Raw genomic sequence first — 26,580 nt, 5'->3', positions numbered from 1 at the left:
GGGCGGTCCACGGCGCAGTGCGGGCACGCCGAGGGCGTGCGGTCCAGCAGGAGGAGGGGAGAATGTCGGAGGCCAACGTCGCGTTGCCGTCGATGCGGGTGTTCTACGACTCCGCCGAGTTCGACGAGTCCGCGCTCGCCGACACGTGGCACGAGCAGCTGCAGCGCTGGTTCGACGAGGCGACCGCCGCCGACGTGGTCGAGCCCAACGCGATGGTGCTGGCCACCGCGACACCGGACGGGGTGCCGTCCTCCCGCACCGTGCTGTGCAAGGGCATCGACGAGCGCGGCATCTCGTTCTTCACCAACTACACCTCGGCCAAGAGCCACGACCTCAGCGCCACCCGCGCGGCGGCGGTGACGTTCCCGTGGCTGTCGATGCAGCGGCAGGTCAACGTGCGCGGCGGTGTGGAGAAGCTCTCCTCCGAGGAGGTCGCCCGGTACTGGTCGGAGCGCCCGCGCGGTTCCCAGCTCGGCGCCTGGGCCTCGCCGCAGTCGCGCGTGGTCGGCGGTCGGGAGGCGCTGGAGTCCTCGCTGAGCCAGACCGAGCGGCGCTTCTCCGATGCCGAGCGGGTTCCCGTGCCGCCGCACTGGGGCGGGTGGATCCTCCGCCCGCAGGTCGTCGAGTTCTGGCAGGGCCGGCCGAACCGGATGCACGACCGGCTGTGCTTCCGCCGCGACGACGAGCGGTGGGTCGTCGAGCGCCTCGCCCCGTGACGCGCAGCGGTTCGCGATCACCCGCTTGTCCGAGGCGACAGCACCGGGTGCGAGGGCGCACACTCCCCGGTCATGGCGGATGAGACGACGGTGCGGGAGGGGCCCGGCGACGGGCCGGGGCTGAAGAAGGTCATCGGGACGCGGCTGCTGCTGTTCTTCGTGGTCGGCGACATCATCGGGACCACGATCTACGCGCTCACCGGCAAGATCGCGGGCAAGGTGGGCGGTGCCCTGTGGATCCCGTTCCTGGTGGCCTTCGTCGTGGCGTTCCTGACGGCGTTCAGCTACCTCGAGCTCATCGGCAAGTACCCGAAGGCCGGCGGTGCCCCGCTCTACGTCCACCGGGCGTTCGGCGTGCACTTCGTGACGTTCCTCGTCGCGTTCGCGGTGATGAGCTCGGGCATCACCTCGGCCTCCTCGGCGGCGCAGGCGTTCGGCGGCGACTACCTGGAGGAGATCGCGGGCGGGGCGCCGACGACGGTGGTGGCGATCGCGTTCCTCGTCGTCCTCGGGCTGATCAACTTCCGCGGCGTGGCGGAGTCGACGAAGCTGAACGTCGTGCTCACGTCCGTGGTCCTGCTCGGGCTGGCGGTGGTGATCGTCACCGGTGCGATCGCGATCTTCGGCGGCAGCACCAACCCCGAGCTCACCGCGGACCCCGGCCGCCTGGTCGAGTTCAAGTCCGGCACCGCGCCGCTGCTGGCGGTCACCTCGGCGACGGCCCTGGCGTTCTTCGCCATGATCGGCTTCGAGGACACCGCCAACATGGCCGAGGAGACGCGGAACCCGCAGCGGACGTACCCCCGCGCGGTGCTGTGGGGCATGGGCCTCGTCGCCGTGATCTACACGCTCATCGCGCTGATCACGTCGACGCTCGTGCCGACCGGTGAGCTCGCGGCCTCCGACGGGCCGCTGCTGCTGGTGGTGCAGGCCGCGGCGCCGTGGTTCCCGCCGGTGCTGTTCTCCGTCATCGCCCTGTTCGCGCTGAGCAACAGCGCGCTGATCAACATGATGATGGCCAGCCGCCTCGTCTACGGCATGGCCGAGGAGCGGGTCGTCCCGCGGTTCTTCGGCCGGGTGCACGCCGGGCGGCGCACCCCGTGGGTGGCGATCGTGTTCACCAGCGCGCTGGGCGTGCTGCTGGTCAGCGGTCTGGACATCGAGGCCCTCGGCAGCACCACCTCGCTGCTGCTGCTCGTCGTCTTCGCCGTCGTCAACGTCGCGGTGCTCGTGCTGCGGCGCGATCCGGTGCGGCACGAGCACTTCCGCGCGCCCACGTGGGTTCCGGTGCTCGGCGCGATCACCTGCGCGTTCTTCGCCAGCCCGCTGTCCGGCAGGCCGGCCGAGGAGTACGTGGTCGTGCTGGCCCTGCTGGCGGTCGGGGTGGTGTTCTGGCTGGTCAACCACCTCACCGGCGGTGGCGGGCACGAGGACGCCGAGACGGCGGGGCCCGGGGCGTAGGGCCCTCTCCCAGCGGCCCGCCGCCGCGGACGGCGGGGCCAGCCGGGACCTGCTGCGCCGGCGCGCGGTGGCCGGTATCGAACCGGTCCGCCGGCTTCCCCGGCCCGACCGCCCCGCGTTCCGGGCGTCCCGCGGGTCACCCCCGGGGCGACTCGGCGTGCTGGGCGGCGCTCGTGCCGTGCTGCTGGCGTTCCGCGGCTTCACCCTCGGCGGCGTGCGCTGCACCGGGCCGCTCCGCGCCCGGTGGGTTCCGGGTGCGCGAGGGGAGGATTCCCTGCTCGATCGCCATGCGCCTGGCCGCGCGCGGGGCCGTCCAGAGGGTGGGCAGCATGATGAATCCGACCGGTACCGCCGTGACGACGATGAACTGCTGCAGCGCGGTGATCCCGCCCTCGCCGACGAGGAGCAGGACGGCCGCTGCTGACCCCATCATCGCGGCCCAGAACGCGCGGACCGCGGTGGTGGGTTCGCCGTCGTTCGTGCTCGCGGAAGCGATGCTGTAGGACATCGAATCGGTCGTGGTCGCCACGAACGTGATCGTCAGCAGCAGCACGCCGACCGCCAGCAGGCGACCGAGCGGGAGCTGCTCGGCGATCGAGATGACCGCTGCGGGAACGCCGGAGGAGTTGAGCGGTCCCGAGAGCACGCCGGGGGTGCGTTGCTCGAAGAAGATGCCCGTGCCGCCGAAGACGGTGAACCACAGCGTGGTCGCGACCGGGGGCACGATCGAGGTGCTGATCACGAGGTCGCGCAAGGTGCGGCCGCGGGAGATCCGCGCCACGAAGATCGCCATGAGCGGTCCGTAGCCGAGGAACCACCCGAAGAAGAACACCGTCCACGATCCCAGCCACTGCTGATCGCCCCGGTGCAGCGCCAGCGGCACGAAGTCCCGCACGTACTGGGCGAACCCGCCGAGGAAGGCCTCCGCCAGGAAGCCCGCGGACCCGAGCGCGACGAAGGCGGCCATCAACGCGGCGGCCAGCCAGATGTTGACGCGGCTGAGGAACTGGATCCCGCGGTTGATGCCGCTGATCACCGACAGCACTGCGATCGCGGTGAGCGCGATGATGACGCCCAGCTGGACCGGGTAGCTGTCGGGGGTTCCGAACACCCGCGACATGCCGTAGGAGACCTGGAGCCCGAGGAAACCGATCGGTCCCACCGTTCCGGCCACCACGGCGAGGATGCACGTGATGTCGACCGCCTTCCCGAGCCGGGAGTGGCAGACGCGCTCGCCGAGCAGCGGGTGGAGCAGGGTTCGCGGGCGAAGCGGCATGCCGCGTTCCGCGCCCCGCAGCATCACGATCGAGCCGAGCGACCCGAGGATCGCCCAGGCCAGGAACCCCCAGTGCGTGAAGCTCTGCGCCAGCGCGGCGCTGACGGCGTCCTGCGAGCCGGGCCGGACCCCGCCGTAGTGCGGCGGTGGTGAGACGAAGTGCTGCAGCGGCTCACCCGCGGCGAAGAAGACCCCGCCGCCCGCGAGCAGGGTGCACATGATCATCGATATCCACTGGAGCCGGCCGTGCTCCGGGCGCTCTCCGGCGCCCAGGCGCACCCGCCCGAGCCGCGAGCACGCCAGCACGACGGCGAGGACGAACGTGGCCAGCAGCAGCACTTGCCACAGCGCACCGAACCAGCGCGCCGCGAACTCGAACGCGGCGGTCACCGCGCGGCCGGTGGCGGCGGGCGCGGCCAGCGCCACGACCACGAACGCGACGAGCGCGCCGCCGCTGATCGCCAACACCGGGGCGTCGGTGCGTCTCCGGGCGTGATCCGGTGGATCGGTCATGGGGGTTCTCCTTCGCCGCCCGGCTCGCCACCGCTGCGAACGGTGTCGGTGTCGATGCGCTCTCCCGGAACGCGGAGGTCTGCTCCGCAGTGCTGCGAAGGGTGGTGGGAGGACGGTTCTCCGCGAGCCGTTCGGGATGCGCGTCGTTGTCGATGTCGGCCAGGTCGGCTGCGTGGACGGTCAGTTCGAGCAGGTGGTGCAGCACGTCGCTCGTCGTGGTGCGCACCACTTCGAGGCGGTCGGGGTCGAGCACGACCTGCGGGGCCACGTCGTCGGTGACGGTCCCGCCCTGAGCGCGGGAAAGGTGCCCGTTGCGCAGGACCGTATCCCGGTCCTGCGCACCAGCTGCACGGGGCCGGTTCGGCACCGGACGCGGATCCGGCTGGTGCCGTTGCCGTTCCTGCGGCGGTGTTTCGGGACGAGGAGGCGCCGGAACCCCCGGTGCGCGGCTTCCCGGTGGCTCGTCCGGACGCGGGTTCCGTGACCGATCGCATCGGTGTGCGCGTGCTCTCACCGGTCGCGGGCGCCGCGGCACGTCGGGCGGCGAGGAGGCCGGCCGGAGCGGCGCCGCCTCGTAGGGTGTCCGCGTGGAGCGACGAGAGGACCAGCAGCCCGCGGGTGCGCACCTGCCCGCGGGCGCGGAACCGCCCGGAATGCATCCGCCCGGCACGCACCCGCCCACCGGCGCGGAACCGCCGCCCGCGGGTGGCTACCTGCCCGCCACCGGCCCGCAGTACGAGATCACCCGCGGTCCGGCGCGCGCCGTGGTTACCGGCCTCGGTGCGGGGCTGCGCGCCTTCGAGGTCGACGGCGCGTCCTACGTGGAGAGCCACGGCGCGGACGAGCCGCCGCCGAGCTGCTCCGGCGCGGTGCTCCTGCCGTGGCCGAACCGCGTCGCGGACGGGCGCTGGAGCCGCGCCGGGAGCTCGCAGCAGCTCGCGCTGACCGAACCGGCGCGGCGCAACGCGATCCACGGCCTCGTCCGGCACGTGCTGTGGACGCCGGTGCTGCACGAGGAGTCCACTGTGGTGCTGCGGACCGCGGTGCCGGTGCAGCCGGGGTGGCCGGTGCCGCTGATCACCTGGGTGCGCTACGCGCTGGAAGAGTCCGGTCTGGTGGTGACGCACACCGTGGACAACGCGGGCCGCGGCGGCGTCCCGCTCGGCCTCGGCGTCCACCCGTTCCTGCGCGCGGGCGCAGCGGACGCGGACGAGTGCACGCTGCGCCTGTCCGCGCGGACGCGCCTGCCCGTCGACGCGGAGCGGCTGCTGCCCGCGGGGGATCCGCGCCCGCTGGACGAGCAGGAGCGCGAGCTGGTGCGGGGGCGCCGCCTGGAGGGGGTCGAGCTGGACACCGCGTTCGGCGGTGCGCGCCCCGACCCGGCGACGGGTCTCGTTGAGCACACTCTGACTGACCCGAACGGGTGTGGCGTGCGACTGTGGGCCGATCCCGCGTTCGGCTGGGTCCAGGTCTACACCGCCCCGGACTACCCGGGCCGGGGGCGTGCGGTGGCGGTGGAGCCGATGACCTGCCCGCCGGACGCGCTGAACTCGGGCACCGACCTCGTCGAGCTGGACGCGGGTGCGCGCTGGACCGGCCGGTGGGGCCTGCGCCCGTGCTGAGCGTCCGCGGAGCGCCGGGCGGACCGCTCGGTGAGAGGAGAACGGAGGAAACGTGATCGTTATCGGGGGCGAGGCACTGGTCGACCTGGTGCCCGACGCGTCCACGACGGAGGGCGAGCTCGGACCGCTGCACCCGCGTCTCGGCGGCGGCCCGTACAACGTCGCCGTGGCACTCGGCCGGCTCGGTGTGCCGACGGCGTTCTACTCGCGCCTGTCCACCGACCTGTTCGGCGACAAGCTCCTCGAGCGGCTCCGCGACGCCGGGGTGCGCGACGAGCTGGTGCAGCGCGGCGTGGAGCCGACGACGCTGGCCGTGGTGGGGCTGGGCGAGGACGGGTCCGCGCGCTACAGCTTCCACACCGACGGCACGGCGACCCGGTTCGTCGAGTCCCGCGACCTGCCGGAGGAGACCACCGCGGTGTGCTTCGGCACGCTCGGCATGGTGCTGGAACCGGGCGCCACGGTCTACGAGTCGGTGCTGTTCTCCGAGGCCGAGCGCGGCCGGTTCATCGCGCTGGACCCGAACGTCCGGGCGAGCCTCATCGCCGATCCGGAGGCCTACCGGGCCCGGTTCGAGTCGTGGCTGGAGGTGACGCACCTGGTGAAGCTCTCGGTGGAGGACGCCGAGTGGCTCGCCGGCGACCGCGACCTGGAGACCGCGCTGGCCGAGTGGCGGCGGGCGGGCCCGGCGGCGATCGTGCTCACCGGGGGCGGGGACGGGCTGTCCGCGCACACCGAGGACGGGGAGCTCGCCCGCGTTCCGAGCGAGGAGGTCGAGGTGGTCGACACGATCGGCGCGGGGGACACGGTCCAGGCGGCGCTGCTGGGGTGGCTGCACCGCAACGCGGCCCTGGAGAGGCGTTCCGTGCGGGAGATGACGCCGGAGGCGTGGCGCCGGGCGCTGGCCTTCGCGGCGCGCGCGGCGGCGGTGACGATTTCCCGGCCGGGGGCCGAACCGCCCTGGGCGGGCGAGGTCGCCGCCGGGTGAGCGGACCGGTGGTCACGCGGGCGCGCCGGGTGCGCGGCGGCTCCCCGACCCACCGGTGCGCCGGTGGCCGCTCCGAGCGGCGGGACCGCTCCGCGCGCCGCCGCCGGGTGGTCAGGACGGGCGCGACGGGCGGTTCCGGACGGCGCGGCCCGCTGCGCCACGGGTCCGCGAAGGGCCCGCGAAGCGGTGTGATCGTGGTCCCACCTGCCGCGAAGGCGAAACGTGGTAGCTGCGCGAGGGGCCTCGCGGGGTCTAGCGTGACACCTGACAGGACCCCAACGGGGTGGTGCTGCCCGGGTCGGGCACCCCCGACCGGCACGAACGGCGGAGTGGCCTCATCGCCGGCCGTCGCCGGCGCCAGTGCTGCCCCTCGAGCGGGCTACCCCGACGAGCGCGAGAGGTTCCCGAATGCCCGACGACGTGACCGCCAAACGTACCGTCGCGCTGAACTACGGTGGCGGCGAGCACGAGATGCAGGTGAAGCAGGCGACCGAGGGGGCGCCTGGCGTCGATGTCGGCCAGTTGTTGTCCCAGACCGGCTTGGTGACGCTGGATCCGGGCTTCGGCAACACGGCCGCTTGCACTTCGGACATCACCTATATCGACGGTGCTGCCGGGGTGCTTCGCTATCGCGGGTATCCGATCGAGGAACTCGCCGGAAAGTCGAACTTCATCGAGGTCAGCTACCTGCTGATCTACGGTGAGCTGCCGAGCAAGCAGGAGTACGAGCGGTTCGCCGAGCGGATCAACCGGCACACCCTGCTGCACGAGGACCTCAAGCAGTTCTTCGACGGGTTCCCGCGCGACGCGCACCCGATGCCGGTGCTGTCCTCGGCGGTGTCGGCGCTGTCCACCTTCTACCAGGACAGCCTCAACCCGTTCGACAACGAGCAGGTGGAGCTGTCCACCGTCCGGCTGCTCGCGAAGCTGCCGACGATCGCCGCGTACGCGTACAAGAAGTCCGTGGGCCAGCCGTTCCTGTACCCGGACAACTCGTTGGGGCTGGTCCAGAACTTCCTGCGGATGACGTTCGGGCTGCCCGCGGAGGAGTACCAGGTGGACCCCGCGCTGGCCCGGGCGCTGGATCTGCTGTTCATCCTGCACGCCGACCACGAGCAGAACTGCTCCACGTCGACCGTGCGGATGGTGGGGTCGTCCGAGGCGAACCTGTTCGCGAGCATCTCCGCCGGCATCAACGCCCTGTTCGGTCCGCTGCACGGCGGGGCGAACAGCGCGGTGCTGGAGATGCTGGAGAACATCCACGCGGACGGCGGCGACGTGGACTCCTTCGTCAACCGGGTGAAGAACAAGGAGCCCGGTGTGAAGCTGATGGGCTTCGGCCACCGCGTGTACAAGAACTACGACCCGCGCGCGGCGATCATCAAGAAGACCGCCGACGAGGTGCTGGGCAAGATCAACGCCAACGACCCGCTGCTGGACATCGCCCTGCGGCTGGAGGAGCGCGCGCTGTCCGACCAGTACTTCATCGAGCGGAACCTCTACCCGAACGTGGACTTCTACACCGGCTTGATCTACAAGGCGATGGGCTTCCCGACGAAGTTCTTCACGGTGCTGTTCGCGCTCGGCCGCCTTCCGGGCTGGATCGCCCACTGGCGGGAGATGCTGGACGACCCGGCGCGCAAGATCAGCCGTCCGCGCCAGGTGTACACCGGCACCCCCCAGCGCTCCTACGTGCCGATCGACCAGCGCTGAGCCGCTTCGGGCGCGGTGGTGGTGCTCCTGCGGGCACCACCCGGCGCCCGCGGCCGCCGCTCCCGTGTCCGTGCCGGAACGTCCGCGTTCCGACACGGACACACGTGTGCGGGCGGGCGGTCCGGCCGGGCCGCGCCGGGGCTCCGCAGCGGTTCGCCACGTGCCCGCGCGGTCGGCCCCGCACGCGCCCGCGCGGTGCGGTCGGCGGGACCGTTGGGCCCACTGCGCCCAGCGGCGGGTCGCGGGGTCCCACCGGTGCGTCCCGTCGCCCCGCAGCAGCGGGGTGAGGAACTCGTCCGCGAGCGCGGTGGCCGCTTCGAAGGTGCCGAGCTGGTGGCGCGCACCGGCCGGGGCCGCGCCGGCGTGCCCCGCCGGCCGGTTCCGCATCGTTGACTTCGAGCGCGCTCGAAGTGCCACGCTCCGCGCCATGACTGCGATGGCACAGCACCGGGACGCCTCCGACGGCCGGAAATCCTCCGATGGCCGGGACCCCGCGGAGGGCGGGGAGTCCGCCGAGGAACGGGGCAGCGCTGACGAGTGGGGCAGCGCGTCGGTCGACGTGGACGCCTACCTCGACCGCATCGGGCACCCGCTGGTGGCTCCCTCGGTCGAGGCGCTGGGGAGCCTGCACGAGGCGCACGTCCGCACGATCCCGTTCGAGAACATCGACGTGGTGCTCGAACGGCACCCGGGCATCGGCCTGCCGGCGGTCGCCGCCAAGCTCGTCGGGCGCGCCCGGGGCGGCTACTGCTACGAGCACGCCTCGCTCTTCGCGGCCGTGCTGGAGCGGCTGGGTTTCGGGGTGCGGCGCTGCATGGCGCGGGTGCAGCCGCACAAGTCGGGGCCGCTCACGCACATGCTGCTGGTCGTGACGGTCGAGGGGCGGGAGCACCTGGCGGACGTGGGCTTCGGCGCAGGACTGCTGCACCCGATGCCGCTGCGCGACGGCGCCGTCGTCGACCAGGCGGGCTGGCCGCACCGGCTGGTCGAGGACGGCGGGGTGTGGACGCTGCAGAAGTGGCAGGAGCGGGGCTGGGAACCGCTGCACGCCTCCGACGTGCGGCCGAGCCGTCCCGTCGACTACGAGGTGGCCCACCACTACACCGCGACGCACCCGAATTCGCCGTTCACCGGCAAGCCGGTCGTCATGCGGCTGGAGGAGGGCGAGCTCCGGCGCCTGGTCGGTGACGAGCTCATCGTCGAGCGGGCCGGTGGTGGCACCGACCGCGAGACCGTCCCGCCGGAGCGGATCGGGGCCGTGCTGCGGGATCTGGACGTGGAGCTCACCGCGGAGGAGCTGGACTCGCTGCGCGCGAAGCTCTGAGTCGGGGAGCGCGCGGGGTGGCTGGCGTCGCGGGTCGGGCGGGGGCGACTCCGCGGGGCCACGCGAGCAGCTCCGATCCGCGCGCTCACTGAGCGGTTCGGCCCGGTCGTGCGGGGAGCTCCGCGCGGGGCTGAGCGCTCCCGGTGACCACTGCGCCTCCAGGTGCCGCCGGGAGTGCAGTGGTCGCCGGTGGTTGCGCGGGTCACAGGCGGTGCAGGCCGGCGAGGACGCGTTCCAGCAGCGCGCGGTCGAGCGGCATCGCCGGGTGCGCCCCTGCAGCTGCGCGTTCCGCGGGCGGGGCGCCCCGCCCCGGCTCGGGCGGGTGCGCGCGGGCGGACGCGCCCGCGCGCGGGGCCGCGGTCAGGCCCGCGGCTGCTGCCGCTGGGAGCGGTGCCGGGGAAGCCGGAGCCGTGCGGGCGGGGTCCGGCGAGCCGGGGGAGTGCCGGGATTCCGGAGGCGCCCAAGCTCCCGGGGTCGAGCAGGATCCCGGAGGTGCGCTGGTTCCCGGACGTGCCCGGGATCCCGGGGGTGCGCTGGCTCCCGGGGGTGCGCAGCTGTCGTGCCCCGCGGCGCGTCCGGCCGGAACGGGCAGTTGCGGCCAGGACCCGGTGGCGTTGCCGGGGTGCCTGCCCGGACGGCCTGGCGGGTGCGCGGTTCCGCGGCGTGGCGCCGGCCCCGCCGCTGCCGGCCACCGGTGGGGTGCGCGTGCGGCGGCCGTGGACGGCTCCGGTGCCGGCGCGCCCGTCCTGCGCCGATCGGCTCCGCTGCCTCCGTTGGCCGGGGCGGTTGCGCTGCCTCCGGCCGGGGCGGGGCTGGTGCCGGTGGGCGTGGTGGTGGCCGCGGTCGGGCGGTGCTCGCCGCGGCCAGCGCGTTCGTGCCCAGCGCGTTCGTGCCCGGTGCGGTCGTTCTCAGCGCGGCCGGTGCCGGTGGCCCCCGGTGCTGCGGGGCGCTCGCCCGGGGGCCGCTGCGGTGAGCCGCGCGCCGCGCGGGGCGGTCCGGTGGTCCTGCCCGGGTTCGCAGGGGTGCCGGCGTCAGCAGGTGCCCCGGCGTGCGCGTGCGCGCTGGTGCGCTGGTGCCGGCGCGCGGTGCGCAGCGCGTGGCGGGCGCGGGGGCTGTGCCCGCGGAGGCGGTGGACGGGGGTCAGTCGCAGCAGCGTGGACAGGCCCGCTCCGAGCACGACTCCGAGGTGCAGCGCCGGTTCCAGCAGCGGGGTCAGCAGGGACGTCGTCAGCACGCGGCACCTCCCCGGTCCTGCTGGGTGCGCGGCGACTCGGGGAGCGCGTGAGCGCCCACCTGGGAACCTGCCGACCGGGGGCCTGCCGATTGGGGCTGCGCGGACGGGTTTGTCTGGGGTCCTGTCGAGCGGTGCTGCCCGGGCGGGCTCGCCTGGGGACCTGTCGACCGGGGCGCTGCGAGCTGGGGATCTGCGAACCAGCGGTCTGTGCACGGGAGGTCTGCGAGCCGGGATTCTGCCCGGTCATCCGGGGTGGTGCCCGTGCCGAGCCGGGCCGCGTCCGCCTCGACGGGGGCCGCGTCCCCGTCGAGCGGAGCGGCAGCCGCCTCGTCGGGGGTGGTGTTCTCGCGGGAGTACTCCTCCAGCGCTGCGGCGAGCTCGGCCAGCGCGCGGGCGGTCTCCCGGCACTCGGCGGGCGTGCAGCGTCCACCGCCGAGCTCGAAGGCCGTCTCGTCCAGCAGCCACTGCCCGCGGCGCAGCAGCACCGCCATCGCCGTGCGGCGGCTCATGCGCCACCTCCCGTCCCGCGGCCGGACCGCGCGCCGTGACCCGACTGCGTGTCCTGCCCGGGCTGCGCGCCGTGCTGCCCAGCACCGTTCCGCTGGGCGCTGCTGTCGTGGGAACTGCGGGGCTGGGCACTGCTGTAGTGGGCGCTGCTGTGCTGGGCACTGCTGTGCCGGGGCCGGCGCTCCTCGCGTGCGGCCACCCCGACGAGCGCGCGGGCGCGCTCGTCGCAGTCGAAGCAGGTCGGCCAGAACCAGGCCACCTCGCCCGTGGCGGTGGTCACCTGCCGACCGCACAGGGTCGTCACCGACATGTCCGGCGGGAACTCCCGCCCCGGCGGCGGCACGTCGTCACGGCTGGCGTGCCGGTGCCCCTCAGCAGGCACCCAGGTGAACGGGAGCGGCCACATCAGCACATCACCTCTTCCTCGTTGGGAGCGCGTGATGATCATGATATGAGTGAACAGAAGCTATGTTCATGAACATAGTCATTATTCATGAAGAAGTGTGACACTTAAGCACACTTTCGGGGATCGGTACGATCTCCGTATGGTCAGCACCGCGAACACGCCGCGCGCTCGACAGCTCGGTGCTGAACTGCGGCGGCTCCGCAAAGAGGCGGGGCTGACGATCAACTATCTGGCGCAGCAGATCGGGCGCGGGCATGCGCACGTCTCTCGCTGGGAGAACGGCAAACTCACGCCGAGCGAGGACGATGTCGCGGCACTGCTGAACGTTCTCGGCGCCGATGAGTCGATACGCGCCTCGCTGCTCGAGCTCGCTCGAGAAGTCAGCGATCCCCATTGGCTGTCCCCTGGCGTCGAGCGCCAGCGCGCCGTGCTGACCGAGTACGAGCGCTCGTCCACGCGAATCATCGATGTGGAGCCGCTGCTGATCCCAGGCCTGCTGCAGACGGCCGACTACGCGCGCTCGATCATGAGCGGTGCTGGTGCCTCGCGCGGGGAAGCGGAGGAGCGCGTGATGTTCCGGCTCGGACGGCGCGAGGTCCTGACGCGGCGCAACCGCCCGGCGCAGCTGCACGCGTTCATCGGTGAGGCCGCGCTGCGCAACCCGCCGTGCGCGGCGGATGTCATGGACGAGCAGTTGCGGGAACTGCTCGCGTGGAACGAGCAGGAGAACGTCGTGGTGCAGGTGGTCCCGTTCGGCACGGGCTACACCGCGGCGACGGAAGGCCTGTTCGTGCTGTTGGAGTCGGACGCGGCGCAACCCGTGGTGCACCTGGAGCACTACCGGGCCAGCGCGACGGTCACGGATTCCTCCGATGTGCGGGCGTATCAGGACGGCGTGGACCGACTGCGCGCCGTCTCCTTGTCCGAGGTGGAGTCCGCGGAGTTCATCGCCGGTATGACAACGGAGAAGGAGGGCGTGTCGTGACGACTCCCGGGAACTGGCGCAAGTCCAGTTACAGCGGGTACCAGACGAACTGCGTCGAGGTCGGCCGTGTCGCAGGCGGCTCTGCGGTGCGGGACACGAAGAACCGCGGTGCTGGACACATCGCGGTGGCGTCGGCGCAGTGGGCAAACTTCTTACGTTCGCTCAAGTCCGGCGCGTTCGACCGCTGAACCTCGTGGGTGCGTGTGGTGCCCGTGCGTTCGCCTCCGAGCGGTTCGCGGCGGTGAGTCGGAACGACCCCGTGAACACATCACCTTGCCTCTCCGGCGTCCGCTGCCTGTCGCGTTGATCATGCCTGTTCCGCACAGAGTATTTGTCGTGCACGACATGGGCAATCACACCGGCAGGTGATCTTGGGGCGCGACAATTGCTCGTGTCCCTAGACTTGGCGCATGGCCCGCAGCAGGAAGGTATCCCCGCGCATTCGAGCCCTCGGAGCGGAGCTCCGCGAGCACCGGGAGAACGCGGGGCTCACCGTGCGCGAGGTCGCTGAACGACTCGGTGGTCACCACTCCAAGTACGCGCGGTACGAGACCGGCGACCAGACCCCGGCTCCGGAAACGATCACCGCCCTGCTCACCGCGTACGGCCTGCCGGAGGAGGAGCGCGAACGGTTGGCCACATCGGCGCGGGAAGCCACGGAGACGGCGAACTCGGTGAAACCGCGTCGCAGCAACGTCGACGCGGACCTGAAGACGTTGCTCGAACTGGAGCGCACCGCGACGAACATCGTCGACGTGGCGCCGATGCTGGTCCCCGGGCCGATGCAGACCGCGGACTACGCCCGCGCGGCCATGTCGGGCTGGGTGGCCGCTGACGACGTGGAAGCGCACGTCGCCATGCGCATCGGTCGACGGGAGGTGCTGACCCGCCGGGACGCACCCCACGTGACCGCGATCATCGGCGAGTGGGCGCTCCGCGAACCCATCGGCCCTCCCGGCGTCATGGCCGATCAGCTGCGACAACTCGTCGACATCGCTGAGCGGCCGAACGTCGACGTGCACGTCCTGCTCAGTGCGCGTGGTGCGTGGACACCGGCGCACGTCGGGCAGTTCCTGCTGTTCGAGTTCGACAAGGCGGACCCGGTCGTGCACGTCGAGACGCTCAGCTCCGACGCGTTCCTCAGCAGTCCCGGAGACGTGCACGTTCACCGCGAAGCAGCGCGGTGGCTGCGGGAAACGGCGCTGCCCACCGATGAATCCGCGGAACTGCTGGACAAGCTGGCAACCGAGATGGAGGAGAGCTCGTGAACCACGCACAGCCACGCGACTGGCGCAAGTCCCGGTACTCCTCGCAACAAACCGCCTGCGTCGAGGTCGGTCGTGTCCCCGGTGGCGCTGCGGTGCGGGACACGAAGAACCGGGAGGCCGGCCACATCGCGGTGGGCTCCGCGCAGTGGGTGAGTTTCTTGGGTTCGCTCAAGTCCGGTGCCCTGGACCGCTGAGTTGCCTCGGTGCCTCGCAATTCCGGTCATCGGGAGGGCCCAGCAAGGGTGGTGCTGGCGGCTACTCGGAGAAAGTCCCGGCCTTCCCGCCGGATGCGAACGGCGGCAACGAACTCGTCGGGCAGTCCCTCGATCTGGCATCGTTCTCGGGAAGTACCTGGGAAGGGGAGAACCCGCCGAGTTGACAGCAGTGCGAATCAGTAGCTTCTGAATCCCACTCGGCCATCGTGCTCCGAAGCGGAACCGCCGCCGTACTCGCCGGATCCGGCCTGTGCGACCTTGGACACCGGCACCACCACGCGGCCCGGTCGCCCGGCGGTGCACGCGGTACACCGGGCGCGCTCGCCGAGTTCGCCGTGCTCGACGCGGAGGTTCCCGGGTACGCTGCGGTACCCGGCGCGGCCGTCGAAGACCCCGTGGCGGCCGTGCCGGGCCCAGCCCTCGCACCCGGAGCGCTGCCGGGCGGGACGGCCGCACCGGTGGTGTGGTTCTGCGCCGCCGGCGGCGGGCTCAGCGGATCGGCCGGCTCGGGCGGCTCCTGGACGGAGTTCCGCGTCTGCTCCGCGGTGATCCCGGCTTGCTGCATCTCAGGGCCGCAGAACAGCGCACAGCCGAGGGACTGCACCAGACCGGGGACACCACCTGCCGCACCCGGGCGCTGCCCATCGGGTGGCGAGCCGACTTCTGCCCGCAACGCAGCACGCGGGATGCCGACGTGGACCGCCGGAGAACCGGCAGGGGCGAGCACCAGGGCCGGGCGCTGCGGCGTCAGGGGCGCTGCTGCTCGATGCTGATGCCGCTCTCGCTGTGCTTCGCCCGGTACATGGCCGCGTCCGCCCGGGTGAGCGCCTGGTCCGGCGTGTCCTCGGCGTTCAGCAGCACGTACCCGAGGCTGACGCCGATCGCCCGCGAGGAGTCGTCGACGACGTCGCCGGACTCGTGGAAGACGTCCCGGATGCGCCGGGCGAAGTCCTGCGGGTTCGCGGGCGCCGGGTTGAGGAGGACGACGAACTCGTCACCGCCGATGCGCGCGAGCGTGTCCGTGCTCCGGACGCAGGTGGTGAGCCGCTCCGCGACCGTGCGCAGCACGGCGTCCCCGGCCCCGTGCCCCAGGGTGTCGTTGATCTCCTTGAAGTGGTCGAGGTCGACGTAGAGCAGCGCGAGGTCGTGCGACCGCGGCTGCTCCTGCGGCAGTTCCCTGTTCAGCTGGGACAGCAGGAGGGCCCGGTTGGAGACGCCGGTGAGCGGGTCGTGCGTGGCCTGGTAGGCCAGCTGCTGCTGGGCGATGTACAGCTGGCGCAGGCTCACGAGCTCCCGTAACACGACCAGCGCCACGATGCCGACGAGGAAGTACACCGCGCTGGCCGGCGGATCCCCCGTCGAGACGGTGTTGAACAGCGTGAACGCGCACACCGCGGCCAGCGGGACGTACGGCAGCAGCAGCAGCGGTACGCGCGGGGTCCGCCGCAGGGACCGGCGGTCGGGGACGAGCGCGGCCACCAGGAACAGCACCGGCCCGCTCGCGTACCCCACGTCGGCCAGCGGCGGGGCCAGCATCGCGCTGCTGATCGCGTAGAGGTAGAACACGTGGGAGAACCCGATGGCGAGCAGGCCCGCCACCAGCCACGCCAACGGGGGACGCAGCACGCTGTGCAAGGTCATCGCGAACAGGATCGCCACGGCGATCAGCACCAGGTCCGCCGCGGTGTACGAAGCCACCACGAGCAGCCTGTCCACGCGGACGTTGCCGGGGTTGCTGATGGCCTCGAGCGCGATCCCCCAGCTCAGGGTCAGCAGGCTGCCCACGATGATGAGCCCGTCGAGCACGCCGACCGCGCGCGACGGCACCAACCCGTGCTCCCGGGCCGCAGCGCGGTCCCCCTTCACCATGCGGAGCAGGGCGAAGAAGGCGAAGAGGGGCATCCCGAAGTAGAGCGCGTTCGCGGCGTTCGGAAACAGGTTCGGGTCCACGCTGCGGTACCACGTCCACGAGGCGTGGGCCGGGAGCCACAGGAAGAGCGCCAGGGCCATCAGCCACCGCCACCGCCGCTCCTCGCCCGCTGCGCGCCACCCGGTCCAGGCGAAAGCGGCGACGGCGGCAGCGGCCCCCACCAGGCTGGTCGCATCGGCCACGAGGTGGCGGACCGCGCTGTCCACCGGAGCCGCCACCACCAGGAGGACGACGGCGAAGTCCGCGAGGACCACACCGGCCACCGCGCGGGACCATCGCTGCTTCGCGGTCATATCTGCAACCTCGTTGCCGGGGCGCTGCACGTGCACAACTACTACCCGTCGACGCCCTCGCGCGCGCGCCGCACCAGGTCCTCGACCGCCGGGTGCGCGCGCTCGCGCTGGTCGGGCCCCAGCCCGGACCCCGCCCTGCGGCGCAGCACGTCGTCGCTGCGCAGTGCGCCCTCGTGCCGCACGGCCCACACGACCTCGGCGGCCGTCACCGGCACTCCCGGCGCGACGGGATCGGCCAGGTCCGGGTCGAGCTCCGCCAGCGCGGCCAGCCGCGCCGCCTCGGCCCCGTACTTGGCGAGCAGGCGCGGCGAAGCGCCCGACTCGGCGAGGTACGCCGGCGGGGCCGAACCCACTAGCGGCACGGCGGCGGTCCGCGACGGACCCGCGTGCAGCTCGCCGTGCCGCACCGCCAGGTCGATCGCCGCCGAGGCGCGCTCCCGCACCGGTGCCGCACCGCCGGGCGCCGCGATCACCCCGGACTCGGCGCACCACGCCCCGCTCTCCGCGCGCCCGGCCGGAGACCCGGCGACCGGGGCGGTGGCCGCGCCGAGCACCGCGCCCCGCCCCGGCGGGTGCGCCAGCACCCCAGCCAGGGCCGCCACCGCCGCGTCGATCGTCCCCGGCAGCGCCGGCTCCTCCGCGAGCGGGAAATCGCACGGTTCCAGCCACGCGCCGCCGTCCGCCGACGGCACCGCGGAGACGAACCTGCCGTCGTCGGAAACCGGTGCGAGCAGCCCCGTTTCGGCGATGCCGAGCGCTTCCGCGTCGACGAGCAGGCCGTGCCGCCGGAACAGCGGAACCGCCGCAGTGGAGTCCACTTCGGACATCCAGCCGCCGGAAGCGTTGACCACGGCGCGGGCCCGCAGCTGCAGCGCCCCACCCGCGGAGACGTCCACCGCCGCGGCGCCACCGGGGTGCACCCGCTCGGCGCGCACCCGGGTGAGCACGCGCGCGCCGAAACCCGCGGCGGTGCGGGCCAGCGCCACCACCAGGCGGGTCTCGTCGACCGGGCGGGCGGCGAACCACAGCAGCCCCCCGCGCGCGTCCGCGCGCAGCCCCGGCACGAGCGCGAGCGCGCCCGCCCGCGACAGCCGCCGCGACCGGGGCAGCGCCGCACGCCCGGTGCCGCGCAGCACCGCGTCGCGGGCGTGCAACTGCGCCGCCCACGACGCCTCGCGGTGCCGCGGGACCTCCCCGGTCAGCGGCAGCACGCGCCCCACCGCGCGCAGCGGGTGCGCGAGCGGATCGCGCAGCGGGTGCACCGCGGAGCGGCGCGCGGCCGCCCGCACCGCCGCGGCCGCCGGCAGCCGCCACGGGTGCGGCTCGCCGATCGGCGCCCACCCCCGTCCGGGCTCGGCCGAGAGCACCTCGGACGGGTCGGCGGTGTCGCCGAGCAGCCCCGAGGCCCCGGACGCCAGATCGCCCTGCTCCACCAGGGTGACGCGCAGGCCGCGCGCGGCCGCGTCCAACGCGCACGCGGCCCCGGTCGTGCCGCCGCCGACGACGAGCACGTCGGCCGTGCCCTCGGCCGCCTCGGCGACCTCCCGGCGCCGGCGCGCCGCGTTCAACGACGTGGCGCGCAGCGAACCGGCGGGCAGCGGGGTGGCGGGCATCACGCCAGCACGGTGTTCACTCGGGCCGCGCGACGCAACCCGAACCGCCGCCCGCACCGCGGGGCGGCCGCACGGGAAACCACCCCACCGTGGCTCACACCTCCGAGCTCACCCGACCTCTTGGGGGTGCCGCGACCGCACCGGCGCGGCCAGCGCCGTCACGGCGCGGTAGTCGAAGCCGAGCCGCCGGTAGACCTTCAGCGCCGCCGGGTTGTCCGCGTCCACCATCAGCGCCACCCGCCCCTCGCGGGCGAGCTCCCGCGTGAGGAACGCGCACAGCGCGGTGGACAGGCCGCGGCCGCGCCGCTCCGGATGCGTCGCCACACCGGAGAGGAAGCGGACGTCCGGGGCGGGCCACGAGTCCGCGCCCGCGGCGACCAGCACGCCGTCCTCGTCGCGGATCCCGGCCCACCGGCGCGCGCCCGGATCGCCCGGGAACAGGTACGAACGGGGGTTCGCGGTCTGCAGCAGGGCGGTGACCTCGTCCTCCTCGTCCGCGGTCAACCACCGCGCCGCGCCTGCGTCCTGCGCCGGCGCGTCGGCGACCAGGTCCATCCAGCCGAACGTCGCGCGCACCTCGAGCTCCAGCCGGGTGGCGACCTGGTGCGCCAGGGGAGTGGCCGCGAGCGGCCGCAGCCGCTCGCCCGGCAGGTCGGGCACGACCGACGACAGCAGCTCCGCCACGTCGTCGGGCGGCCCGGTGCAGGCCAACCGGTCGTTGCGGCTGAGGTCCGGGGCGTGCACGGCGACCGCGCCGCCGTGCTGCCACGCGGACCCCGCCGCGTGCGGGTAGTCCGGGGTCAGCGCCTGGGCGGCCCACCGCAGCAGGGGCTCGTCGGTGGCCGCGCGCACCGCCTCGAAGCTGGACAACTGGTGCATGCTCCGATCATGCACCGAGCGGGCCCGGCAACGGTGTAGCGCGGCTCACGTCCTGCCGCGTTTCCACCGCCGCTTCTGCTTCGCCGTCGCCTCGTGCAGCTCCAGCAGCGCCTCCTGCACCGCCCGCCGCGACTCCTCGGCGGACTGCGGCGGGGCCTGCGGATCCGGCTCGGGCATCCCGCCGTCCACCTGGAACCAGCGTTCGTGCCACAGCGCCTCCAGGGCGGCGTTCCAGCGCTTGCGCGCGTCCGCGCGCACCTGCTCCAGCTGCGCATCGGCCTCGTCGATGCGGCGGGACGCGTCGGCCGCGGCCTCCTCCAGCTCCGCGGCGCGGGCGTTCTCGTGCCGCCGCAGCTGCTCCGCCGCCGTCGCGGCCAGCGCGGTCAGCTCCTTGTACCGGATCGCGGCGGGGACCTCGCCGTTCATCGCGCACCTCCTGCGAGCCCGTCGGCATCCGCGCCGCGGTCCGCCAGCACAGCACCCGCGTCGTCCGGTCCGGCCGCGCCGGCCCCCGGCGAGGCGCCGTCCGCCTCCGGGGAGCCGGCTGCACCTGCGGGGTCGTCCGCCTCCGGGGATCCGGACCCCTCCGCGCTGCCGGACGCGCCGCCCGGTTCTGCCGCCTCCTCGAGCAGGTCGTCCAGCTCGAACGGCAGCACCACCTCCGGCCGGGCGTGCGCCGAGCGGTCGAAGAACAAACCGCGCCGCGCCCGCGGCGCCCAGTTGACCACCTGCCCCGCGGCGAACTGGGTCAGCTCCTGCCCGTGGGCGTCGAACGCCACCCACGCGCCCAGGTCATCCGCCGATCCGGTCATGCCCAGGGTGTGCTTGACGCGCTGGGCGCTGCGCCACCAGCCGAGCACGTGCACCCGGGCCTCCGGGCCGTGCCGCAGGAGAGCGCGCAGCCGGTCCATCCCGCTGGTCATCGTCTGGTCCTTGCGCTCCAGCGCGGTGTGCGCCGCGTCCACCCCGAACAGCACCACGTAGTGGGCGTCGGCGCTGCGGGCGTCGGCGGGGTGGGTGTCGGCGCTGCTCCGCTGGGTGCTGGGCTGCTGGGTGCTGCTGGTCTGCTCGTCCAGCTGCTGCGCCAGCTCGGTGACCGTCGACGCGGCCTCGTCGAGGTGCGCGGTGCGCACCTCGTGGCCCGCCGCGGCCGCGGCCGCCGCCAGCGCGCGCACCCGCGGGGCGGCGTCGTCGAGGAAGCACCCGAAGGTGAACCGCGCCCGCCCCGGCCGGTGCGCACGCACCAGCGACAGGACCGCGGTGCCCAGCGCGTTCACCGCGTCCACCCGGGCGGAGCCGATCACGGCGACGTGCCGGCCCGGCGAGCGGTCCAGCGGGACCGACACGGGCGTGCCCGCGACGTCGATGACCTGCCCCAGCAGCGCCCGCGGCGCGCCCTCTGCGCCCGCCTGGGCGGGAGCTTGCGGCAGCGCGTCGGACAGGCGCGGCAGCACGGACCCGTCGAACAGCCGCGGCGGTGTGCTGCCCGGAGCCCGCTGCTCCCACAGCTCGCGCTGCAGCCGGTCGAACGTGCCCCGGGCCGTGGCGTCCGGGACGCGGGCGGGCTCGTCGCCGTAGCGCACGCCCGACTCGTGGTTGACCACCGCGTGCCAGCGGGGCAGCTCCATCGCCGCGTTGTTCTGCTCGGCCAGCACCCGCCGGGCCTTCGGCAGCGCCACCCGCAGGATGAACTGCTCGAAGATCGCCGGCTTGCCCCAGAACGCCTCGATGCCGGAGACGTCCTGGCTGGCCAGCACCAGGTGGATGCCCTGCGAGCGGCCGCGCCGCGCCACGTCCTCCAGCAGGCTCGTGGCCTGCGCCGAGACGTGGTCGCGCCCGGCGAAGAGGTACTGGAACTCGTCGATGACCGCGACGATGCGCGGCCACCGGCCCTGCGGATCGGCCGCGCGCAGCTCCTCCAGCTTGGTGACCTCGTGCTCCTTGGCCGCGTCCGCGCGGCGGCGCATCTCGTCGGCGAGGAACCGCAGCAGCGCCAGGCCGAACTCGCGGTCGGTGTTGACGTTCACCCCGACCAGGCGGGCGTGCGGAAGCCAGCTGGGCTCGCGCCGCCCGGGCGTGCACTGGGCGAACGACACGCCCTCCTTGAAGTCCAGCAGGTACAGCTCCAGCTCGTCGGGCGAGTAGCGGGCGGCGAGGCTGCCGAGCATGCCGAACAGGAAGTTCGTCTTGCCCGAACCGCTCGGCCCGCCCACGAGCATGTGCGGGCTGGCGTCGCCGAGGGTGATGCGCACCGGCTCGCCCGCGTCGAAACCCACGGGTGCGGACAGGCCCGCCGTCGAGTCCTGCGCCCACGTCCGCTCCGGTGCCAGGTCGGCGAACGTGCGCACCCGGGCGCGCCGGGCCAGGTGCGCCTCGGCGATCGCGTCGCAGGCGCGCAGCACCTCCGCGTGCGGCGGGGACTCGTCCGGGCGCACCACGGCTTCCGAACCGGTCGTGCTGCTGCGCGCCCGGTCCGACTCCAGCAGGGTGACCGACTCCAGCGGGCTGTGCACCGTCAGCGGCAGGTCCACGGTGATCAGCTGGATGCCGCAGGCCAGGCCGTTGCGGGCGATGCGCTGCAGCTGCCGCTGCTGCTCCTCCTGCAGCGGCTCGCCGGTGCCGAACAGCACCGCGATCCGCCACGGCTCCTGCCGGTGACCCGTCTCGGCGGCCAGCGAGCGCAGCGAGGTGTGCCCGCCGAGCAGGGCGGAGGTGTGGATGCGGCGGATCTGGTCGGACAGCACCTGGAGCATCTCGTCCAGCCGCGTCGGGTCGTGCGCGGTGAGCAGCTCGGCCCGCGTCAGCGGGTACAGGCCGGGCAGGGTGCCGGTGAACTGGCCGATGTCCCAGACGTGCACGCGCACCAGCCCCGGTTGGAAGTGGCCGACCACGCGCAGCAGGAGGTTCTGCACCAGCGCTTCCGCGGTCTCCCGCGTCTGCGCGGTGCTCGTGACGCGCAGGTGCGACTCGTCCAGCAGCGGCACCGCGGCCGGGAACGGCTCCGGCGCGGGCGAGTCCGGCACCGAGGCGGTGCCGATGCGCCACAGCTCGGGTGGTTCGGTGGCCCCCGCCGTGCCGGGCGTGCCCAGCCAGTCCGACCACGGCGCACCGGCCGCGCCCGGGGCGGCGGAGGCCACCAGCTCGGACAGCTGCTGCGGCGCGGCCTGCCAGTCGCGGTAGATCTCGGCGCGCTCCTCCAGCGCGGCCCGCAGCGCCGCGTCGAAGGCCGGTCCGCGCCCGGTGCTGGCGGCACCCGGGTCGCGGTAGGCGGCGGCCACGCCGTGCTGGGCGATGCGCAGGGCCGACTCCTCGCGGGCCACGTCCTGCCTGCGGCGCGCGTGCTCCTGCTCGGCGGCGCCCAGCGCGGTGGCCACGCTCGCGCGCAGCCGCGCGAAGGCCTGCTCGATGCGGCGGCGCCGCTCGTCGCGTTTGCGCACGGAGCACCTCGACACTGGGTTACGGGCAGTGATCAAATTACCACGATCGTGGAACGTGCCTTCTCGCGCGACCGGCACGTTCCCGCAGCGCCCGCCCCCTGCGGCGGACGCCCCGCAGGGGCGCGCGGGGGTTCCGCGCTGCGGAGTTCCGCACTACAACGAGGAGCGGAAGGCGGCGATCGTTTCGCGGACCCGCTCGACCGCCTGGCTGGTGCGTTCGATCTGGTCGTCCGCGCGGTGCAGTCCCGGTGGCACCGCGGTCTCCGGGTGGTCCGGGTCGATGCGCGCCAGGGCGGCGACGGCCTCGCCGAGCGCGGTGCGCCCCCTGCCCAGCTCGGCCCCGACCCGGGCCAGTTGCTCCTCCACCGAGATGAGCGCGCGGACGAGCTCGCCGACGCCGTTCACAGCCGTCCCGCGTAGCTCTCCGCGGTGGTGATGCCGGCGTTGATCGTGCCGGTGGCACCGGTGAGGTTCTGCTGCGCCTCGGCGAGCATGCCGTAGGCGTGCTGGACGTCCTCCTGCGCGGTGCCCTGGGTGGCCACGGCGAGGGCTTGCTGCGCCTCTTCCAGGGTCTGCGAGGCCTGCTGCACGGCCGCGACCGCTTCCGCGGCCTTCTGGTTGGCCAGGGCGATGCCCGCGCGAACCTCTTCCACGCCTGCCATGTGCTCTTCGGCCCTCCCGGGACGCGCGAAAACGCGAAATTCTTCGGATTCGCGACCGCAGCGACCGCGCCGCGCGTGCACCGGCGGCGGGGTGCGATCAACTTCGTGATCGCACCCTAGCGTCTCGGCGCCCCGGCGGTCTCAGCAGCCCGGGAATCTCGGCGGTGCGGCACGGCGCTCGGCCTCCCCGCCGGTGGCGGCAGCCTCCGCTGCGGCGCGGAAGGCCGCCGTGGTGGCGGTTCTCGCGCCGGCGCCGGCCCGTCTACAGTGGATCCGAATGGGCTTCGAGCAGGAGGCGCTCACCGCCCGGGACGAGCTCGGCGAGCAGCTCCGGGTGCTCCAGCACGGCCCAGGCCGTCGGCGGGGCGCAGTGCACCTGCCCGCGCGCGAGGGGCGCGCCGAGCGCGCGCAGCATGCGCCGCACCGCGCCGGAGAGCGTGACCTCCGCCGGCTGCGCACCGGACGACGCGGCGCCCGCGCGGCGGATCGTCACCGCCCAGCAGCCCGGCTCCTCCGCGGAGCAGTCCACCGCCCCGGCGACCTCGCCGGAGAGCAGCTCCGCCAGCGCGGAGCAGGCGTCCACCGCCGCCGACGCGCTCTCCGCGCCGACGACGGCCGTGATCTCGCAGTGCGGCCCGGAGCCGGGCGATTCGGCCCCGGACGCTCCGGAGCCGGGAACTCCCGCATCAACCATGGTGCGTGCATTCTCGCACCCGCGCACCGCGTGACCGGCCGGGCTCGTCAGGCCTCCTCGGCCGACTCCGGCAGCAGCCCGTAGTGCGCGAACAGGTCGCGGCCGTCGGCATCGGACAGGTGGCCGCTCGCGGCGGTCACGCGCGGCGCGTTGCGCACGTCCCCGCGCGTGAACGGCACGTCGAGGCGGTCCTCCGCGGTGGTGGCGCCGTCGAGCGGCACGAACGTCTCGCGCAGGCCGAGCACGCCGCTGCGCACGGTGATCCACTCGGGCCGGAGCGTCTCGTCGTCGACGTAGACGTTGACGACCCGGCCGAGGCGGTTGCCCGCGTGGTCGAAGACGGCCACGCCGATCAGGTCCTGGGCGCGCTGGACGTCCTTCATCGGCAGTCCCTCCTGGTGGCTGGGACTTCACGCTCACCGGGAGAGCGCAAGACCGCAACCGCGCAAGGGACACGCCTCACCCCATCGGGTAAGCCGCTCCGCGGCTCGTCCGCCAGCAGGAACTCCTCCGCTCAGCGGTAGGCACCCGCGTCGATCTCCCCGTGGCCGCAGACGGGCCCGGCCGGCCACGACACCACCAGCGAGTCCGTCTCGTCCGGCGGGATCACGTTCGCGTGCGTCGGGTCCGGGGCGCACGGGCCGTGCACCGGCTCGTCCCCGGTCGGCACGACGGTCCAGTGCAGCGTGGAACTCGCCGATTCGTCCGGGGCCAGCGTGATCAGCCGCGGCTCCGGGTCGCCCGTGCGCTCCACCCGGGTGGGCAGCGCCTGCCCGTGCTCGCCGACGAGCTCGAGCCCGCCGTAGCCGTACAGGTTGCAGGTCTCCCCGCTGGTGTTGGTCAGCGTCAGCTCCGCGTAGCGCTGGCCCGCGCCGGCCCCGCTCGGCCGCAGCTCTCCCGACAGCATCGAGGTGTGGCAGCGCCCGACCCCCTGCTCGTCGCTGCTCGTCGGGCCGGAGGTCGTCGTTCCGGGCGAGGAGGGCGTTGCTGTGCCGGTTCCCGCCCCGGGGCCCTCGGTCGTCGAGGAGCCGTCCGCGCCGCCGTCCCCGGGTGCTGCGTCGTCGGGTGCCGTGTTGCCGGGTGCTCCCTCGGCGCCGTCGGTGACGGGCGCGCCCTCGGGCGCCGGTGCGGGGGCCGCCGCGCCGTCCGAATCCGCGGCCGTGCCGCAGCCGCTCAGCGCCAGCGCGAGGACCGCACCCGTGGCGGGCAGCAGGCGCACGCTCGCTTTCCTGAGTCGCGGTTTCACCGGAACCACCTCTCAAACTCCCCCATGTGGCGGGGTGCGCATCCGTTCTCTCACCGGGGGACGTGCGACTCGCGTCCGGGTTGCCGAGCGCAGCGAGAAAATCGCGCCCCTCACCCGGTTGGACCACATTTGTCCGCCGTGATCCGAAGGTCCGCGTTGTCCGCGGAGGGCCTCCCACCGCGATCGGATCGGTGGGGGAGCCACTGTGCCCCCTGCTGCGGAGCGGCGCGAGCGCGCCGACACATCTGTGCGCGGATGGGGTGGGAGTGCCCGGTGGGGCGCGACGCGCGGAGATCATCCCGTCGGGGCCGACTTGTGCCTCGGATGGTCGACGTGCCGGGGCGGGGAGCACCGGTAGGTTCGGTGATCACGGCACGTCACATCTGAGGGGGTACGAGCGATGGCCGAGCGCATTCCGGGGATCGACGTCGCGCGGTACCAGGGCGAACCGGACTGGAACGCGGTCCGCGGCGCCGGGTACGCGTTCACCTACATCAAGGCCACCGAAGGGGTCGGCTACGTGAGCCCGACCCTCGACACGCAACTGGCCGGTGCGCGGCGCGCGGGGATGGTCACCGGGCTGTACCACTTCGCCCGGCCGGACACGAACGGCCCGGACGCCGACGCGGCGACCTTCGCCGAACAACTGGGGCGGCTGGACTCGGCGGGGCAGGGCAACCTCCCCCCGTGCCTGGACGTGGAAACCGAGGGCGGGGACCTCGCGGCCTGGATCAAGGGCTTCATCGACTCCTTGCGCTCCCGCGTCGGGCGGCACGAAATCACCGTCTACGCCTCCTCGTCCTGGTTCAGCGACAAGCTCGGCCCCGACGCGTGGGTCGACGGCGGGGTGTTCCTGTGGGTGGCGCACTACGGGCGCACCCCGGGCGAACCGGCGTACAACACCGACCGGGTGGTGCTGCACCAGCACTCCTCCGAGGGGCAGGTTCCCGGCATCGGGGGCAACACGGACCTGAACGTGAGCATGGTCGACCTGGCCTCGCTGACCGGCGCCGCTCCGCCGCCCCCGCCGCCGGAACCGCCCCAGCACCGCACGTACGTGGTGCAGCCGGGTGACACGTTGTCCGGGATCGGGGAGCAGTTCGGCGTGGACTGGCGGGAGATCGCCCAGCTCAACGGGATCTCCGACCCGAACTTGATCTACGTGGGGCAGACGCTGCGCATCCCGTGACGGGGCCGTGCGCGGCGGTCCCGGCGACGTCGTGAGCGGCCCGGGGTCGGGGATCCCCGCGCCCCCGGCCTCCCGCCCCGTCGCGCGGGGACGGCGCCGAAAGTGCGCACGAGGGCGCGCGCACGTGCGCGCCGGGCCCGGCCGCCGCGCGGGTGACTCGTTCCACTGGCCTTGCCGGGGCGCCGCTGCGCTGGGTATATGAGCGCGTTCGGGTGAACATCGGCGCTGCGTGAGCCCGCACTCGTCGTGCGGGCCGCCGGCGGGAAGGTCGACTCCTCTACAGTCGAGCACGTGCACGCGCCCGCGCATCCCCGTCCGCCGCACCGGCGGCCCCGGCCCGTTCCGGACCGCTGCGCAGAGCGCACATCCGATCGCGGTGCGCAACCTCGGGGAGGAGGCGTCCCCGCCT

The 26,580-nt window shown here is 73.8% G+C and carries 24 protein-coding genes; 11 read left to right on the top strand and 13 right to left on the bottom strand.

The window, feature by feature from the left end; all coding sequences use genetic code 11:
- Positions 1 to 62 precede the first annotated feature (62 nt).
- Complete coding sequence (pdxH, locus tag ACYVJE_RS02355; RefSeq protein WP_461143043.1) at positions 63 to 716, top strand: pyridoxamine 5'-phosphate oxidase; 654 nt, start codon at positions 63 to 65, stop codon at positions 714 to 716.
- A gap of 72 nt (positions 717 to 788) precedes the next feature.
- Entirely contained in the window at positions 789 to 2,177 is a 1,389-nt protein-coding gene (locus ACYVJE_RS02350; protein ID WP_461143042.1) for an APC family permease, read from the top strand.
- Between the two features lie 136 nt (positions 2,178 to 2,313).
- Here the strand turns inward: ACYVJE_RS02350 and ACYVJE_RS02345 are convergent, their stop codons facing one another.
- Positions 2,314 to 3,966, bottom strand: a complete 1,653-nt coding sequence (locus tag ACYVJE_RS02345) for a BCCT family transporter (RefSeq protein WP_461143041.1) — start codon at positions 3,964 to 3,966, stop codon at positions 2,314 to 2,316.
- A gap of 587 nt (positions 3,967 to 4,553) precedes the next feature.
- On the opposite strand from ACYVJE_RS02345, the gene ACYVJE_RS02340 reads away from it, so the two are divergent.
- The 4 genes from ACYVJE_RS02340 to ACYVJE_RS02325 all read left to right on the top strand — a co-directional run bounded on the left by ACYVJE_RS02340 (position 4,554) and on the right by ACYVJE_RS02325 (position 9,613).
- Positions 4,554 to 5,588, top strand: a complete 1,035-nt coding sequence (locus tag ACYVJE_RS02340) for an aldose 1-epimerase family protein (RefSeq protein ID WP_461143040.1) — start codon at positions 4,554 to 4,556, stop codon at positions 5,586 to 5,588.
- Positions 5,589 to 5,640: 52 nt separating this feature from the next.
- On the top strand, positions 5,641 to 6,576 hold the full coding sequence (locus ACYVJE_RS02335; protein WP_459158178.1) for a carbohydrate kinase family protein: 936 nt from the start codon (positions 5,641 to 5,643) through the stop codon (positions 6,574 to 6,576).
- A 408-nt stretch (positions 6,577 to 6,984) separates the two neighbouring features.
- Complete coding sequence (locus ACYVJE_RS02330; protein ID WP_459158179.1) at positions 6,985 to 8,289, top strand: citrate synthase; 1,305 nt, start codon at positions 6,985 to 6,987, stop codon at positions 8,287 to 8,289.
- A 427-nt stretch (positions 8,290 to 8,716) separates the two neighbouring features.
- A complete protein-coding gene (locus ACYVJE_RS02325) occupies positions 8,717 to 9,613 on the top strand; it encodes an arylamine N-acetyltransferase family protein (protein ID WP_459158180.1) in 897 nt (298 codons plus the stop codon).
- Positions 9,614 to 10,840: 1,227 nt separating this feature from the next.
- Here the strand turns inward: ACYVJE_RS02325 and ACYVJE_RS02320 are convergent.
- A complete protein-coding gene (locus ACYVJE_RS02320; protein ID WP_461143039.1) occupies positions 10,841 to 11,356 on the bottom strand; it encodes a hypothetical protein in 516 nt (171 codons plus the stop codon).
- On the bottom strand, positions 11,353 to 11,802 hold the full coding sequence (locus ACYVJE_RS02315; protein WP_461143038.1) for a zinc finger protein: 450 nt from the start codon (positions 11,800 to 11,802) through the stop codon (positions 11,353 to 11,355). Before ACYVJE_RS02315 ends, ACYVJE_RS02320 begins: the two co-directional genes overlap by 4 nt.
- 97 nt (positions 11,803 to 11,899) lie before the next feature.
- On the opposite strand from ACYVJE_RS02315, the gene ACYVJE_RS02310 reads away from it, so the two are divergent.
- From ACYVJE_RS02310 to ACYVJE_RS02295, 4 genes are all read left to right on the top strand, one after another.
- The gene (locus ACYVJE_RS02310; protein ID WP_461143037.1) at positions 11,900 to 12,745 is read left to right on the top strand and encodes a helix-turn-helix domain-containing protein; all 846 of its coding nucleotides are present in this window, start codon (positions 11,900 to 11,902) and stop codon (positions 12,743 to 12,745) included.
- Positions 12,742 to 12,933 carry a DUF397 domain-containing protein gene (locus ACYVJE_RS02305; protein WP_461143036.1) on the top strand — a complete coding sequence of 64 codons (192 nt, stop codon included), beginning with the start codon at positions 12,742 to 12,744 and terminating at the stop codon, positions 12,931 to 12,933. Before ACYVJE_RS02310 ends, ACYVJE_RS02305 begins: the two co-directional genes overlap by 4 nt.
- Positions 12,934 to 13,155: 222 nt before the next feature.
- Positions 13,156 to 14,013, top strand: coding sequence for a helix-turn-helix domain-containing protein (locus ACYVJE_RS02300; RefSeq protein WP_461143035.1), 858 nt, complete (start codon positions 13,156 to 13,158; stop codon positions 14,011 to 14,013).
- Positions 14,010 to 14,207 (top strand): DUF397 domain-containing protein, encoded by a 198-nt coding sequence (locus tag ACYVJE_RS02295; protein WP_461143034.1) that lies wholly within the window; start codon positions 14,010 to 14,012, stop codon positions 14,205 to 14,207. The genes ACYVJE_RS02300 and ACYVJE_RS02295 overlap by 4 nt, the downstream gene beginning before the upstream one ends.
- Positions 14,208 to 14,975: 768 nt before the next feature.
- On the opposite strand, the gene ACYVJE_RS02290 is transcribed toward ACYVJE_RS02295, so the two are convergent.
- The 10 genes from ACYVJE_RS02290 to ACYVJE_RS02245 all read right to left on the bottom strand — a co-directional run bounded on the left by ACYVJE_RS02290 (position 14,976) and on the right by ACYVJE_RS02245 (position 24,955).
- Positions 14,976 to 16,451 (bottom strand): diguanylate cyclase domain-containing protein, encoded by a 1,476-nt coding sequence (locus ACYVJE_RS02290; protein ID WP_461143033.1) that lies wholly within the window; start codon positions 16,449 to 16,451, stop codon positions 14,976 to 14,978.
- Between the two features lie 41 nt (positions 16,452 to 16,492).
- Positions 16,493 to 18,064: an FAD-dependent oxidoreductase gene (locus ACYVJE_RS02285; RefSeq protein ID WP_461143154.1), complete on the bottom strand. Its 1,572-nt coding sequence runs from the start codon at positions 18,062 to 18,064 to the stop codon at positions 16,493 to 16,495.
- 108 nt (positions 18,065 to 18,172) lie between these two features.
- A complete protein-coding gene (locus ACYVJE_RS02280) occupies positions 18,173 to 18,943 on the bottom strand; it encodes a GNAT family N-acetyltransferase (protein ID WP_461143032.1) in 771 nt (256 codons plus the stop codon).
- Positions 18,944 to 18,988: 45 nt separating this feature from the next.
- Entirely contained in the window at positions 18,989 to 19,369 is a 381-nt protein-coding gene (locus ACYVJE_RS02275) for a hypothetical protein (RefSeq protein WP_461143031.1), read from the bottom strand.
- Positions 19,366 to 22,380, bottom strand: coding sequence for an FtsK/SpoIIIE domain-containing protein (locus tag ACYVJE_RS02270; protein ID WP_461143030.1), 3,015 nt, complete (start codon positions 22,378 to 22,380; stop codon positions 19,366 to 19,368). Before ACYVJE_RS02270 ends, ACYVJE_RS02275 begins: the two co-directional genes overlap by 4 nt.
- A 153-nt stretch (positions 22,381 to 22,533) precedes the next feature.
- Entirely contained in the window at positions 22,534 to 22,785 is a 252-nt protein-coding gene (locus ACYVJE_RS02265; protein WP_461143029.1) for a hypothetical protein, read from the bottom strand.
- Complete coding sequence (locus tag ACYVJE_RS02260; protein ID WP_459158191.1) at positions 22,782 to 23,042, bottom strand: hypothetical protein; 261 nt, start codon at positions 23,040 to 23,042, stop codon at positions 22,782 to 22,784. The genes ACYVJE_RS02265 and ACYVJE_RS02260 overlap by 4 nt, the downstream gene beginning before the upstream one ends.
- Before the next feature lie 262 nt (positions 23,043 to 23,304).
- Positions 23,305 to 23,736, bottom strand: a complete 432-nt coding sequence (locus tag ACYVJE_RS02255; RefSeq protein WP_461143028.1) for a hypothetical protein — start codon at positions 23,734 to 23,736, stop codon at positions 23,305 to 23,307.
- A gap of 47 nt (positions 23,737 to 23,783) precedes the next feature.
- Entirely contained in the window at positions 23,784 to 24,119 is a 336-nt protein-coding gene (locus tag ACYVJE_RS02250) for a PRC-barrel domain-containing protein (RefSeq protein ID WP_461143027.1), read from the bottom strand.
- A gap of 131 nt (positions 24,120 to 24,250) precedes the next feature.
- Positions 24,251 to 24,955, bottom strand: a complete 705-nt coding sequence (locus tag ACYVJE_RS02245) for a DUF4232 domain-containing protein (RefSeq protein WP_461143026.1) — start codon at positions 24,953 to 24,955, stop codon at positions 24,251 to 24,253.
- Positions 24,956 to 25,382: 427 nt separating this feature from the next.
- Here ACYVJE_RS02245 and ACYVJE_RS02240 point away from each other — a divergent pair, with 427 nt between their 5' ends.
- Positions 25,383 to 26,171: a GH25 family lysozyme gene (locus ACYVJE_RS02240; RefSeq protein ID WP_461143025.1), complete on the top strand. Its 789-nt coding sequence runs from the start codon at positions 25,383 to 25,385 to the stop codon at positions 26,169 to 26,171.
- The last annotated feature ends 409 nt before the right edge of the window (positions 26,172 to 26,580 follow it).

This window comes from Salinifilum aidingensis (assembly GCF_054782015.1).
The sequence above is the reverse complement of the archived record's forward strand: the minus strand, read 5'-3'. Positions and strand labels throughout refer to the sequence as shown.

Bases quoted from the DNA above. Each gene is read 5' to 3' on its own strand.
- pdxH (WP_461143043.1), top strand. From the start codon at position 63: ATGTCGGAGGCCAACGTCGCGTTGCCGTCGATGCGGGTGTTCTACGAC.
- ACYVJE_RS02350 (WP_461143042.1), top strand. From the start codon at position 789: ATGGCGGATGAGACGACGGTGCGGGAGGGGCCCGGCGACGGGCCGGGG.
- ACYVJE_RS02345 (WP_461143041.1), bottom strand. From the start codon at position 3,966: ATGACCGATCCACCGGATCACGCCCGGAGACGCACCGACGCCCCGGTG.
- ACYVJE_RS02330 (WP_459158179.1), top strand. From the start codon at position 6,985: ATGCCCGACGACGTGACCGCCAAACGTACCGTCGCGCTGAACTACGGT.
- ACYVJE_RS02325 (WP_459158180.1), top strand. From the start codon at position 8,717: ATGACTGCGATGGCACAGCACCGGGACGCCTCCGACGGCCGGAAATCC.
- ACYVJE_RS02320 (WP_461143039.1), bottom strand. From the start codon at position 11,356: ATGAGCCGCCGCACGGCGATGGCGGTGCTGCTGCGCCGCGGGCAGTGG.
- ACYVJE_RS02315 (WP_461143038.1), bottom strand. From the start codon at position 11,802: ATGATCATCACGCGCTCCCAACGAGGAAGAGGTGATGTGCTGATGTGG.
- ACYVJE_RS02310 (WP_461143037.1), top strand. From the start codon at position 11,900: ATGGTCAGCACCGCGAACACGCCGCGCGCTCGACAGCTCGGTGCTGAA.
- ACYVJE_RS02300 (WP_461143035.1), top strand. From the start codon at position 13,156: ATGGCCCGCAGCAGGAAGGTATCCCCGCGCATTCGAGCCCTCGGAGCG.
- ACYVJE_RS02290 (WP_461143033.1), bottom strand. From the start codon at position 16,451: ATGACCGCGAAGCAGCGATGGTCCCGCGCGGTGGCCGGTGTGGTCCTC.
- ACYVJE_RS02285 (WP_461143154.1), bottom strand. From the start codon at position 18,064: ATGCCCGCCACCCCGCTGCCCGCCGGTTCGCTGCGCGCCACGTCGTTG.
- ACYVJE_RS02280 (WP_461143032.1), bottom strand. From the start codon at position 18,943: ATGCACCAGTTGTCCAGCTTCGAGGCGGTGCGCGCGGCCACCGACGAG.
- ACYVJE_RS02275 (WP_461143031.1), bottom strand. From the start codon at position 19,369: ATGAACGGCGAGGTCCCCGCCGCGATCCGGTACAAGGAGCTGACCGCG.
- ACYVJE_RS02260 (WP_459158191.1), bottom strand. From the start codon at position 23,042: ATGGCAGGCGTGGAAGAGGTTCGCGCGGGCATCGCCCTGGCCAACCAG.
- ACYVJE_RS02255 (WP_461143028.1), bottom strand. From the start codon at position 23,736: ATGGTTGATGCGGGAGTTCCCGGCTCCGGAGCGTCCGGGGCCGAATCG.
- ACYVJE_RS02250 (WP_461143027.1), bottom strand. From the start codon at position 24,119: ATGAAGGACGTCCAGCGCGCCCAGGACCTGATCGGCGTGGCCGTCTTC.
- ACYVJE_RS02240 (WP_461143025.1), top strand. From the start codon at position 25,383: ATGGCCGAGCGCATTCCGGGGATCGACGTCGCGCGGTACCAGGGCGAA.